The organism is Myxococcales bacterium, assembly GCA_016717005.1.
GTDB lineage: Bacteria > Myxococcota_A > Polyangia > Haliangiales > Haliangiaceae > UBA2376.
This window is the reverse complement of sequence record JADJUF010000039.1, coordinates 372,133-384,063: the sequence shown is the minus strand read 5'-3', so window position 1 is coordinate 384,063 and position 11,931 is coordinate 372,133. Positions and strand designations below refer to the sequence as shown.

Below are 11,931 nucleotides of genomic sequence, written 5' to 3'. Positions count from 1 at the left end.
CGGCGCTGGCGGCGTCCCGTCGCGTCAGGTCGCGCGCGGCAGCACGATGACCGGCTCGTCGGGATCCGGCCGGTACAGCAGCACGGTGCGGCCGAGCACCTGGGCGATCTGGGCCTTGGTGCCCGTGGCCAGCTGCTCGGCGGCGTCGTTGCGATCGAGCTCGAGCGACTCGAGCAGCTTGATCTTCACCAGCTCGTGATCGGTCAGGGCTTGATCGACCGCGGCGATCACCGCTTCCGACACGCCGCCCTTGCCGACCTGCGCGACCGGCGCCAGCGCGTGACCGAGCGCGCGCAGGTGGCGTCGTTGCTTGCCCGTGAGTGCCATCGCGGGTGAGTACCGCAGGCGCGCACCCGACGCCAGCCGGCGCGTCGTTGTCTCGGGCGTACCGGGGCCGGCCGAGGGGGGGCCGTCGGTGAACTCGGGTAGATTCGGCGCCATGGTGACCCCGCCGGCCTCGTCCCGCCCGCGCCACGACGCCGCGCCGATCCCGCCGACCGCGAGCGCGGTCCCGACCGAGCGCGCCGCCCTCGATGAGGCGCTCGCGATCCTGCGGGCCCGGGCCCGGCCGTTCGCGCGGCTGGCGCCGGCCGCGAAGGCGGCGCTGGTGCGGGCGTGCATGCCGCGCATCGCCGACTGCGCCGAGGCCTGGGTCGCGACCGGGTGCAAGGCCAAGCGCCTGACCGGGCCGTGGCAGGCCGAGGAGTGGATCGCGGGGCCGCTGCCGACGCTGCGCCTGGCGCGGCTGCTCGGCGACAGCCTCGAGGCGATCGCCCGGCGCGGGCGCCCGCCGCTCGGCAGCGGCGGCTGCACCCGGGCCGACGGCCGGGTCGAGATCGACGCGTTCCCGGTGTCCAACCTCGACCGGGTCGCGTTCCTGGGCTTCCGCGGCAGCGTCCTGCTCGAGGCCGGGCTCACGCGCGACGAGGCCGCCCGGCGCCAGGCCAGCTTCTACCGCCAGCGCGATCCCGAGGGGGGCGTGGCGCTCGTCCTGGGCGCCGGCAACGTGTCGTCGATCCCGCCGATGGACGTGCTGTCGAAGATGTTCGTCGAGGGCTTCGTGTGCCTGCTCAAGATGAACCCGGTCAACGAGTGGGCCGGGCCGATCCTCGAGCGGGCGCTGGCGCCGCTGTGCGACGCCGGCTACCTGCGGATCGTCTACGGCGGCGGCGACGTCGGCGCGTACCTGGTCGCGCACGAGCACGTCGACGACGTCCACATCACCGGCAGCGACCAGACCCACGATCGGATCGTCTGGGGGCCGCCCGGACCCGACCGCGAGCGCCGCCGCGCCAGCGGCGAGCCGCTGCTGGCCAAGCCGATCTCGAGCGAGCTCGGCAACGTCAGCCCGGTGATGATCGTGCCGGCCGACTACCACGACGGCGAGCTGGCGTTCATGGCCGCCAACCTCGCGACGATGGTCACCAACAACGCGTCGTTCAACTGCAACGCCGCCAAGGTCGTCGTCACCGGGCGTGGCTGGGCCCAGCACGACGCGTTCTGGGGGCTGGTGGCGCGCGCGCTGGTCGACACCCCGGCCCGGGCCGCGTACTACCCCGGCGCGGTCGAGCGCTACGCCCGGCTCACCGCCGGGCGCGACCTGCACGTCCCGGGCGGCGCCGGCGCCGGCGAGCTGCCGTGGACGATCATCCGCGGCGTCGACGTCGCCGCCGCCGACCCGGTGTTCACCGTCGAGCCGTTCTGCGCCGTCGTGTCGGACGTCGTCCTCCCGGCGGCCGACCCGGTCGAGTTCCTGGCCGAGGCGACCCGGTTCTGCAACGATCGGCTCTGGGGCACGCTCAACGCGGCCGTGATGATCGATCCGCGGACCGCGCGCGACCCGGCGATGGCGCTGGCGCTCGAGCGCGCGATCGTCGACCTGCGCTACGGCACCGTCGCGATCAACCACTGGCCCGCGCTCGGCTACGGGGTCGGGTCGCTGCCGTGGGGCGGGCACCCGTCGGCGAACCTGCGCGACATCCAGAGCGGCCTGGGCTGGGTCCACAACACCTACATGCTCGAGGGCGTCGACAAGGCGATCCTGCGCGGGCCGCTGGTCGTGCGGCCGCGGCCGCTGTGGTTCACCGGCAACCCGCGCGCGGTCGAGGTGGCGCGCCGGATGATCCGCCACGAGCTGGCGCCGAGCTGGCTCGGCCTGGCCCGGGTCGTGGGCGCAGCGCTGGCCTGATGGTCACCGCGGGCGCCGGTGGTAGACTGGGCGCGTGCTCGCCCGCCTGGCCCTGGCCGCCGCGATCGTGTCCGTCTCGGGGTGCGGTGGTCATGCGCCGGCGACCAAGGCCAGCGCCGCCGGGCCGGCCACGCTGACCCCCAAGCAGATCGTCGAGCGGTCCAAGCCGGCGATCGTGCGGGTCGAGGCCGGCGCGGACAAGGTCGGCACGGGGTTCGTGATCGACGGCGCCGGGGTGATCGCGACCAACCTGCACGTGGTCGCGGCCGCGTCCGAGATCAACGTGCGGCTGCTCGACGGCTCGGTCCTGGCGGTCGAGGTCATCGTCGCGGTCGACGTCGACCACGACCTGGCGCTGCTGGGCGTGTCGCCGCGGCGGCCGCTGCCGGCGCTGGCCCTGGGCGACAGCGATCAGGTCGCGGCCGGCGATCCGGTGCTGGCGATCGGCAACCCGCTCGGCGTCCTCGACTACACGGTGTCCGACGGCCTGATCTCGTCGGTGCGCCAGGTGGCGCCCGGGTTCAAGCTGCTCCAGATCTCGGCGCCGATCTCGCAGGGCTCGAGCGGCGGGCCGCTGTTCGACTCGTTCGGCAAGGTGATCGGGGTGTCGACGGCGGTGTTCACCGAGGGCCAGAACCTCAACTTCGGGATGCCGTCGAACTACGTCGCCGCGCTGGCCGCGGCCAAGGAGCGCCGGCCGATCGGCGTGGCCGAGTTCGGCGAGCTGACCCGGCCCCGGGATCAGGAGATCGTCATCGACGGCGTCCGCATCTACCGCAAGATCCCGACCCACCCCGACGCGATCTTCGTCGGGTGCGAGCCCACCGCGGTCGCCGACGCGTTCGCCGCGATCGACTCGGCGATCTCGGTCGGGGCGCCGCTGTACAACCGCGGCGATCACGAGGGCTGCTTCCGCATCTACGAGGCCGCGGCGACCAAGCTCGAGGCGGGCTCGACGTGCAAGGGCGTCCGCGACGCGTTCGGCGCCGGCCTCTTGCGCGCGAGCACGCTGACGACGCCGGCCGAGAAGGCCTGGGCCCTGCGCGACACCTTCGACGGTCTGCGCGCGGCCGTGCAGCAGTGGGCCACGACCCGGGCCCCGTGATCGCGTACCTGTTCGACATCGACGGCACGCTCGTGCGGGCCGGCGGCGCCGGGGCCCGCGCGCTGACCGCGACGCTGCTGGCCCGGTTCGGCCTGGGCGAGCTGCCGCGCGGGGTCGCGTTCGACGGACGCACCGACGGCTGGATCGTGCGCGAGCTGGTGGTGCGCGGGCTCGGGCGCGCGCCGGCGCCGGGCGAGGTCGACGCGATCCTGGCCGACTACCTGGGCCGGCTCGACGACGCGCTGGCCGGCTCGGTGCAGGTGCTGCCCGACGCCGATCGCGTGCTGACCTGGCTCGGCGCCCGGCCCGAGGTCCGGCTGGGGCTCGCGACCGGCAACATCGCCGCGGGCGCTCGCGCCAAGTTGACCCACGCGGGGCTCGCGCACCACTTCGGCTTCGGCGGCTACGGCTGCGACTCGATCGATCGGGCCGAGCTGGTCGCGGTGGCGATCGCGCGCAGCGGCATCGGGCCCGCCGACACCGCGGTCGTGGTCGGCGACACCGTCCACGACGTCGCGGCGGCCCGGGCCTGCGGCGCCCGGTGCGTCGCGGTCACGACCGGCGGCGACGATCACGCGACCCTGGCCGCGGCCGGCGCCGACGTCGTCCTCGACGGTCTCGGGCCGCTGGTCGACTGGCACGCGGCGACCTTCGGCGCGTGAGCGCGCCGGCTCACCGCGCCAGCGGCGGCGCGACGTCGACGCGGAACACCGGCACCAGGCCGACGCGCTCGTCCCAGGCCGGGCTGCGCCGGTAGAACCACGCCAGGCGTCGCGCGGGATCGGCCGCGAACGCCGGATCTTGCAGCGCCTGCGCGAACGCGGCCGCGATCGCGGGATCGGTCAGCAGCGCGCGCGCGACCTCCTCGGCGACGTACGCCTCCAGGTACTCCTTCTGCTCGAGCGCGGCGTTGAACAGGCCCCACGCCACCAGCGCGTCGGGCGCGGTCGGCTCGAACAGGTGCAGCAGCAGGCGCACGCCCGGCTGCGCGATCGGCACGAACAGCGCGCCGTGATCGAGGCGGCGGCGCTCGCGGGTCCAGGCGCCGGTGACGTCGACGGTGGTGCGGCCCTCGAACGTGCGCCCGAGCGGCGCGGGCTCGAGCCGCCAGACCTCGGCGTCGACCTCGGCGTCGTCGGCGATCGCCTGGTAGCGCAGGCCGTGGGCGTCGAGGCGCGCCGCGACCAGGCCCGCGAAGCCGCCGTCGATCACGTAGCCGGCGCCGGGCGTGCGCAAGGTCAGCGCCGGCACCGGGTGGTCGCGCAGCGGCACGCGCCACACCTCCGGCTGGGTCTCGTCGTACTGGGTCCAGGTGCCGCCCGACACCTCCGACGGCACGCGCTGGTAGCGGTAGCCGCGGAACTCGATCGTGCGGACCTGCGCGGGATCGGCCCGGGACAGGAGCGCGATCTCGCGCCCGCCGCGGGTGGCGACGTCGGCGGCGTCGGCGGCGTCGGCGGCGGCCCGCCAGGCGGGGCCGTCGACCAGCGCCTGCTCGGCCAGCGCGATCAGCACGTCGCGCGTGGCGAGGACCCGCTCGCGGTACGGCCGCCACGAGTGGGTCTCGACCAGGATCCCGAGCCGGTTGCGGCTGGCGGCGTAGAACTGCGAGAAGCGCGGCGGCGCCTCGCCGTCGCTGAAGCCCGAGGTCGGGTCGTCGTCGGTGTCGAACGACGGGTAGAACGCCAGCGGCAGGTGGCCGCGGGCGGTGACGCGCTCGATCAGGTGATCCTCGAGCGCGACGCCGGCGCGCTCGAGCGCGTCGCCGCGGCCCGTGCGCGGCGCGACGAGCACGGCGACGTCGTGCTCGAACTTGGCGCCGTCGGTGGTGTGCAGATCGACGAACACCGTCGGGTCCCACCGGCGCCACAGGCCCAGGAGCGCCGCCATCTCGGGCGCGTCGACCTTGACGAAGTCGCGGTTGAGGTTGAGCCCCGCGCCGGTGGTGCGGAAGCCCATCTCGACCGGGCCGCGCTGGTTGGGCCGGTTGTTGGGGCCGAACCGCTCGTGGCCGTCGACGTTGAAGATCGGCACGAACACGATCGTCACGGCGTCGAGCACGCGGCGGCAGCGCGGCGCCGGTGACCAGGTCGCGGGCCAGCCAGAACCCGGCGTCCTTGCCCTCGATCTCGCCGGCGTGGATGCCGGCCTCGATCAGCAGCACCGGCCGCTTGGCGCGCGCGACCGCCGCGGGCTCGAGGCCGCGACGGCCGAGCACCAGCGCGACCAGCGCGCGGCCCTCGGGCGAGGTGCCGAAGGTCTCGCACCGCGCGACCGCGGGGTAGGCCACCGCGAAGTCGCGGCACAGGCGCACCGCCTCGTCGTGGCGCCCGGTCGCGATCCAGCCCGAGCGCTCGCTCGCGGTGGTGAGGTCCCGGGCGATCGAGCCGCGGTGGGCGCAGGCGGCGACGACCAGGCACGACACGAGCCAGCAACGCATCGGCCAGTGCTAGCCCAGATCGCGATCGGCCGCCAGCGAGTCAGCCCGCGGCGGGGGCGGGCGGCGTCGCCGGAACCGGAACCGGAACCGGAGCCGGAGCCGGAGCCGGACGCGGATCCGGACGCGGAGCCGGACGCGGAGCCGGAGCCGGAGCCGGCCGCGGAGCCGGAGCCGGAACCGAAACCCGCGCTACCGCGTCAGCTTGCGGTACTCGTTGATGTGGCGGATGGCCGAGCGCGAGTCGCCGCTCTGATCGAACAGCGTCGCCAGGTTGTAGTGGGCCTCGGCCAGGCCGGGGTCGAGCTCGAGCGCGCGCGAGTAGAAGACGATCGCGTCGGCCTCGCGGCCGTCGTCCTGGGCCACGACCCCGAGGTTGTAGAGCGCCGTGGCGTCGGTGGGATCGAGCGCGAGCGCGTGGCCGAAGCACTCGGCGGCGGCCGGGCCGGCGCCGGCCTCGGCGTGCAGGCGGCCCAGGTTGATCCACGCCTCGACGTGATCGGGCCGCAGCCGCACCGCCCGCCGGTAGGCGTCGATCGCGGCGGCGGCGTCGCTGTCCTCGAGGATGATCGCGCGATCGAACCAGTCGTCGCCGGTCAGCGCCGGCGCCGGCTCGGGCGCCTCGACCGGGCGGGTCGGCAGCTCGTGGAGCGCGCCGTCGGGCGCCGCCGCCGCGACCGGCGCGAACGGCAGCGACAGCTGGCCGGTCAGCGGCGCGGCCTCGCCGCGGATCGCGACGTGGCCGTCGCGGACCTCGAGCGGCAGCTCGGCCAGGGACGTGCCGGCGTCGAGGCGCTGGCGCAGGGCCACCAGCTCACGCCGCACCCGCGCCAGCGGCACGCCGCCGGCGACGAGCGCCTTGACCGCGCGCAGGGTCGCCAGGTCGCGGAAGCTGAGCTTGAGCGGCAGCACCCCCGCGGCGATCACGCCCGCGCGCGCCAGCCCGCGCACCGTCGACTCGGGCACGCCGAGCAGCGAGGCCGCGTGACGCGGGGAGTAGCTCGACCACACGGCGCCATGATTTGCGCACGTGATCGGCGGTGTCAAGGAACAGGCGCAGCCGGGAGCGCGTCGCTCCAGGTGGCGATCTCATCGGCCGCGATCGCGATCGGGTCGACGCCGGCCTTGCGCGGCGCCTCCAGGCCGTGGTCGGCCTCGGCGATCACCCGCAGGCGCGCGCGCGGGCCCAGCCGCTCGATCACCTCGGCCAGGAGCGCCGGCGTGGCCAGCGCGTCCTTGCCGCCCGACACGAACAGCATCGGCAGCGCGATCGCGTCGAGGTGCGCCGCGCGGGTGATCGCCGGCGCGCCGGCCGGGTGCAGCGGGAAGCCCAGGAACGCCAGGCCGCGCAGCCCCGGGATCGGCGCCGCGGCCGCGGCCTCGGACGTCATGCGCCCGCCCATCGACTTGCCGCCCGCGATCAGCGGCAGCGCCGGCGCCAGCGCCGCGGCGTGGACGCACGCGGCCCGGGCCAGCGGGCGCACCACCGCGGGCCGGTCGGCCATGCGGCGGCCCGCGGTCATGGCCGGCATCTCCCACCGCAGGGTCGCGATCGCGCGCTCGGCCAGGGCCGCGGCGATCGCGATCATGAACGGGTGGTGCATGCCGGCGCCGGCGCCGTGGCCGAGCACGTACAGCGCCCGGGCCGCGGGCGGCCGCCACAGCCGTCCGGCGATGGTCGCCGCGCCGGCCGGGATCGCGACCGCGGTGGCGGCGTCGACGATGACGGCGGCGGGGGTCCGGGCCATGGCCCACGGTATCGCGATACCATGGCGCCGGTGACCCGCCGCGCCCTGGTCCTGTCGCTCGCGCTGGTCGGCGCGTGCCACGCGTCGATCCGGTTCCAGGACACGCGCACCGGCGAGGTGCGGACCGTGCGCACGGCGGCGGCGCCGCGGGTGCTGCCGCTGGTGCCCCAGATCGACGACCGCGGTCGGCTGGTGTTCGTCGAGCCGCTGCTGTGCGCGACCGAGACCACGACCGACGTCGCCAGCTTCGATGTGGTGCGGCAGAAGCCCAACGCCGCGACCCTGGTGGTCGGCGTCATCACCTCCGGCCTGGGCTTCGTCGCCGCGACCGCGGGCCTGTTGTCGGAGGACCCGGGCGGCACGCCGCTGTCGTACGTCGGCCCGGGCGCGATCGCCGTCGGCCTGCCGCTGGTGATCGGGCCGCTGGTCGGCAACACGATCGAGCGCAACCCGACCGGGGTCCAGGAGGTGCGGCGGCCCGGCCCCGACGAGCGCTGCGGCGCGCGGCCGGTCGCGGGCCGCCACGCCACGGTGCTGTGGAGCGGCCTCCACATCGAGGGCGCGGTCGACGCGGACGGCGCGTTCGCGCTGTCGCCGTTCGACTTCGTCGACGCGTTCGAGCCGCGGCTGCAGGCGCTCGATCTGGCGATCGATCTGGTGCGCGCCGACGGGACCGCGGCGCGGCTCGACACGGTGATCGACGCGTCGACCCTGGCGGCGGCGCGGGCCGGGTTCTTCGCCGCGCGCGGCCTCGACGCGACCGTGCCGACCCTGGCCGAGCTGGGCAAGGTCGCGCAGTACGAGCCGGGGCCGCTGGCGGTCAGCCTCGGCGACGGCGGCCTCAAGGTCGCGCTGCCGATCGACAACGTCGGCCCCGGGCGCGGCTACGGCCTGCGGGTGGTGCTGGCGTCGTCGAGCACGGAGCTCGACGGCCGGGTGCTGTACCTGGGCGCGCTGGCGGCCGGCGCCCGGGCCACGCTGACCGCGACCATCCCGCTGACCGACGAGGCCGCGCGCGCCGTGGCCGCGCCGGGCTTCGCGCTCGCGGCGCTGATCCGCGACGGCCACGGGCTGGCGCCGCCCACGCCCGTGCGCTGGCGCGGCGTGGTGCTACGAACTGGTTCGTGACTCGTCCCTCGGTCGCGATCGTGGGCGCCGGCGTCGCCGGCCTCGGCGCCGCGCGCGCGCTGGCCGGCCGCGCGGACGTGACCGTGCTCGAGGCCGGCGCCCGGGCCGGCGGCCACGTCTACACCGTCGACGTCGACGGCGCCGCGGTCGACATGGGCTTCATCGTGTTCTCGCGGCCGAGCTACCCGCGCTTCAGCGCGCTGCTCGACGAGCTCGGGCTGGCGTCGCGGGCCACGGCGATGTCGTTCTCGGTGGCGCTGCCCGACGGCGACGGCCGGTTCGAGTGGTCGAGCGCGTCGCCGGCCGGCTGGTTCGCGCAGCCGCGCAACCTGGTCTCGGCCCGGCACTGGCGGTTCCTGGCCGAGGTCGTGCGCCTGCTCCGCGTCGGCCGCGCCGATCTCGGCAGCGCGCGCACCCGCCGGGCCACGCTCGACGAGTGGCTGCGCGATCGCCGGGTCGTGGCCGACGTGCGCGACCGGTTCGTCGTGCCGCTGGCCTCGGCCTTGTGGTCGCTGGCGCCGGATCGGTGCGGCAGCTTCCCGGCCGAGACCTACCTGCGGTTCATGGACCACCACGGCATGCTGCGCGCGACCCGGCCGCACGCGTGGCGGACCGTCGTCGGCGGCAGAGCCGCGTACGTGCGCGCGCTCCTGGCCCAGGGCCGGTTCGCGGTCACGACCGACGCCGCGGTCACCGCGATCCACCGCGACCCGACCGGCGTCACCGTGGTCGCGGCCGGGCGCGAGCGGCGGTTCGATCGGGTCGTGCTGGCGACCTCGGCCGAGGCCGCGGTCGGCCTGCTGGCGACGCCGACCGCCGACGAGGCCCGCTGGCTCGGCCCGCTCACGACGTCCGAAAACCGGACGGTCCTGCACAGCGACGCGTCGGTGATGCCGCGGGCCCGCCGGGCGTGGGCGTCGTGGAACTACACCGCCGGCGGCGCGCGCGCCCGGGTCACCTACTGGATGAACCGCCTGCAGGGCCTGCCGGCGGCGCCGACCTACCTGGTCACGCTCAACCCCGATCGGCCGCTGACGTCGGTCCACCACGTCGCGACCTTCCGCCACCCGCAGTTCGACTTCGCGGCCATCGACGCCCACGCCGCGCTGCCGCGCCTGCAGGGCGTGGCCCGGACCTACTTCGCCGGCGCCTGGACCGGGTTCGGCTTCCACGAGGACGGGCTGCGCTCGGGGCAGCTCGCGGCGGCGCGGCTGCTCGCCGACGAGGGCGCGTGATCCGCTCGGCCCTGTACCGCGGCCACCTCGTGCACGTGCGGCGCGATCAGCACGCGCGCCAGTTCCGCTACCCGATCGTCACCGCCCACCTCGATCTCGACGAGCTGCCGGCGCTGCACCGCGCGCTGCGGCTGTTCTCGCACAACCGCGCCAACCTGTGGTCGCTGCACGACGTCGACTACGACGACGCCGGTCGGGGCCTGGTCGCCGGGTACCACGCGCGCCTCGCCGAGGCCGGGCTGCCGCGCCCGGCCCGCGCGCGCCTCGTGACCCAGCTCCGCACCGCCAACTACGTGTTCAACCCGGTCAGCTTCTTCCTCGGCTACGACCCCGCCGGCGCGCTGCAGTCGGTGATCGCCGACGTCCGCAACAACTACGGCGGCCGCCACCGCTACGCGCTCGGGCCGGCCGAGCGGGCGCCGGCCGGGCCGGGGCGGGCGCGGTTCGTCGTCGACCGCACGTTCTTCGTGTCGCCGTTCCTGCACGGCGACGCCCGCTACCAGTTCGAGTTCGACGCCGGGCCTCCCGACGGCGACGGCCTCGACGTGCGCATGGACGTCGATCGGCCCGACGGCGCGCGGGTGTTCGTCGCGCACCTGCGCGGCGCCCGGGTCGCGCTCGATGACCGGGCGCTGGTCCGCGCGGCGGTGCGGTATCCGCTGATGAGCGTGCAGGTGATCGCGCTGATCTACGGCGAGGCGGTGTGGAATCACCTGCGCGGGGTGCCGTTCCGCCGGCCCGCCCCGGACCATCGGCCCGCGCCCCTGTAACGTCGGCGCCGGTCATGCATCCAAGCCCCGACATGCAGTCGACCTCGATCCGCCCCGCGTCCGCGGCGGCCCACCCGCTGGTGGTGCCGATGCCGCGGCTGATCGGCCCGGTCCGGCACGCGGCCCGCCGCCTGGTGCTGGGCGCCCTGGCCGCCGACAGCCCGGGCCGCGTCGATCTGATCCTGCCCGACGGCGCCCGCCGCGCGCTCGGCGCCGGCGCCCAGCCGCTCGCGACCGTGCGGGTCCACGACGACCGCGCGTTCGCGCGGATGCTGTGGCGCGGCGAGCTCGGCGCCGGCGAGGCCTACACCGCCGGCGACTGGGACGCCGACGATCTGCCGGCGGCGCTGCGGTGGTTCCTGCGCGCGACCGGCGCCCGCGGCGTCGAGTCGGCCATGACCCGGCTGGCGCGCCTGCCGAGCCTGTGGCGCCACCGCCGGGCCGCCAACGATCGCGCCGGCAGCGCCCGCAACATCGCCGCCCACTACGATCTCGGCAACCGCTTCTACCAGCAGTTCCTCGACGACGAGCTGGTCTACTCGTGCGGCGTCTGGACCGACGCCACGACGCTGGCCGAGGCCCAGCGGGCCAAGCTCGAGCGGCTGTGCGCGCTGGCCGGGATCGGCCCCGGCGATCGCGTGCTGGAGATCGGCTGCGGCTGGGGCGCGCTGGCGCTGCACGCGGCGCGCACCCGCGGCTGTCGCGTCACCGCGATCACCGTGTCGCCGGCCCAGCTCGAGCACGCCCAGGCCCGGGCCCAGGCCGAGGGGCTGGCCGACCGCGTGCGCTTCGAGCTGTGCGACTACCGCGACGTGCGCGGGCGCTTCGACGCGATCGTGTCGTGCGAGATGCTCGAGGCGGTCGGCTACGAGTTCCTGCCGCGGTACTTCGGCGTGGTCGCCGAGCGCCTGCGGCCGGGCGGGCGCGCGGCGATCCAGTCGATCACGATGCCCGACGAGCGCTTCGAGGCCTACCGGCGCTCGGTCGACTGGATGCAGACCTACATCTTCCCCGGGTCGCTGATCCCGTCGCTGGGCGCGATCAAGGCCGCGCTGACCGGCACCGGCCTCGCGCTGACCGCGGCCCACGACATCGGGCCCGAGTACGCGCCGACCCTGGCGGCGTGGCGGGCGCGGTTCACCGCGGCGCTGCCGACGGTGCGCGCGCTCGGCTTCGACGACACGTTCGTGCGGGCCTGGACCCTGTACCTGGCGTTCTCCGAGGCCGCGTTCGCCGAGCGCACGCTGGCCGACCACCAGCTCGTGCTGACCCGCACGTGACGGTCGCGGGCCCGCGACCGCCTGGGCTGCGGTAGACTCG

The 11,931-nt window shown here is 75.9% G+C and carries 10 protein-coding genes and 1 pseudogene; 7 read left to right on the top strand and 4 right to left on the bottom strand.

Annotation, left to right across the window (positions count from 1 at the left end; translation table 11 throughout):
- Nucleotides 1-24 precede the first annotated feature (24 nt).
- The gene (yhbY, locus tag IPL61_32640; protein MBK9035945.1) at nucleotides 25-327 is read right to left on the bottom strand and encodes a ribosome assembly RNA-binding protein YhbY; all 303 of its coding nucleotides are present in this window, start codon (nucleotides 325-327) and stop codon (nucleotides 25-27) included.
- A 112-nt stretch (nucleotides 328-439) separates the two neighbouring features.
- Between yhbY and IPL61_32635 the strand changes: the two genes are divergently transcribed.
- From IPL61_32635 to IPL61_32625, 3 genes are read left to right on the top strand one after another with little or no spacing between them, the layout of a single operon-like run.
- A complete protein-coding gene (locus IPL61_32635; protein MBK9035944.1) occupies nucleotides 440-2,188 on the top strand; it encodes an aldehyde dehydrogenase in 1,749 nt (582 codons plus the stop codon).
- 34 nt (nucleotides 2,189-2,222) lie between these two features.
- Nucleotides 2,223-3,293 carry a trypsin-like peptidase domain-containing protein gene (locus IPL61_32630; protein MBK9035943.1) on the top strand — a complete coding sequence of 357 codons (1,071 nt, stop codon included), beginning with the start codon at nucleotides 2,223-2,225 and terminating at the stop codon, nucleotides 3,291-3,293.
- Complete coding sequence (locus tag IPL61_32625) at nucleotides 3,290-3,955, top strand: HAD family hydrolase (protein ID MBK9035942.1); 666 nt, start codon at nucleotides 3,290-3,292, stop codon at nucleotides 3,953-3,955. The genes IPL61_32630 and IPL61_32625 overlap by 4 nt, the downstream gene beginning before the upstream one ends.
- Before the next feature lie 10 nt (nucleotides 3,956-3,965).
- Here the strand turns inward: IPL61_32625 and IPL61_32620 are convergent.
- From IPL61_32620 to IPL61_32610, 3 genes and pseudogenes are all read right to left on the bottom strand, one after another.
- A pseudogene (locus tag IPL61_32620) lies at nucleotides 3,966-5,733 on the bottom strand (M14 family metallopeptidase).
- Nucleotides 5,734-5,922: 189 nt separating this feature from the next.
- Nucleotides 5,923-6,741 (bottom strand): tetratricopeptide repeat protein, encoded by an 819-nt coding sequence (locus IPL61_32615; GenBank protein MBK9035941.1) that lies wholly within the window; start codon nucleotides 6,739-6,741, stop codon nucleotides 5,923-5,925.
- A gap of 32 nt (nucleotides 6,742-6,773) precedes the next feature.
- Nucleotides 6,774-7,478 (bottom strand): alpha/beta hydrolase, encoded by a 705-nt coding sequence (locus IPL61_32610; GenBank protein MBK9035940.1) that lies wholly within the window; start codon nucleotides 7,476-7,478, stop codon nucleotides 6,774-6,776.
- 30 nt (nucleotides 7,479-7,508) lie between these two features.
- Here IPL61_32610 and IPL61_32605 point away from each other — a divergent pair, with 30 nt between their 5' ends.
- Genes IPL61_32605 through IPL61_32590 form a run of 4 tightly spaced genes read left to right on the top strand, consistent with a single transcriptional unit; the run spans nucleotide 7,509 to nucleotide 11,891 of the window.
- Nucleotides 7,509-8,606: a hypothetical protein gene (locus tag IPL61_32605; protein MBK9035939.1), complete on the top strand. Its 1,098-nt coding sequence runs from the start codon at nucleotides 7,509-7,511 to the stop codon at nucleotides 8,604-8,606.
- Nucleotides 8,603-9,841: an FAD-dependent oxidoreductase gene (locus tag IPL61_32600; protein ID MBK9035938.1), complete on the top strand. Its 1,239-nt coding sequence runs from the start codon at nucleotides 8,603-8,605 to the stop codon at nucleotides 9,839-9,841. The genes IPL61_32605 and IPL61_32600 overlap by 4 nt, the downstream gene beginning before the upstream one ends.
- Nucleotides 9,838-10,611, top strand: a complete 774-nt coding sequence (locus IPL61_32595) for a DUF1365 domain-containing protein (GenBank protein MBK9035937.1) — start codon at nucleotides 9,838-9,840, stop codon at nucleotides 10,609-10,611. The genes IPL61_32600 and IPL61_32595 overlap by 4 nt, the downstream gene beginning before the upstream one ends.
- Nucleotides 10,612-10,625: 14 nt before the next feature.
- On the top strand, nucleotides 10,626-11,891 hold the full coding sequence (locus IPL61_32590) for a class I SAM-dependent methyltransferase (GenBank protein ID MBK9035936.1): 1,266 nt from the start codon (nucleotides 10,626-10,628) through the stop codon (nucleotides 11,889-11,891).
- The last annotated feature ends 40 nt before the right edge of the window (nucleotides 11,892-11,931 follow it).

Excerpts from the sequence above, each read along its gene's own strand:
- yhbY (MBK9035945.1), bottom strand. The coding sequence starts at position 327 with ATGGCACTCACGGGCAAGCAACGACGCCACCTGCGCGCGCTCGGTCAC.
- IPL61_32635 (MBK9035944.1), top strand. The coding sequence starts at position 440 with ATGGTGACCCCGCCGGCCTCGTCCCGCCCGCGCCACGACGCCGCGCCG.
- IPL61_32590 (MBK9035936.1), top strand. The coding sequence starts at position 10,626 with ATGCATCCAAGCCCCGACATGCAGTCGACCTCGATCCGCCCCGCGTCC.
- IPL61_32610 (MBK9035940.1), bottom strand. The coding sequence starts at position 7,478 with ATGGCCCGGACCCCCGCCGCCGTCATCGTCGACGCCGCCACCGCGGTC.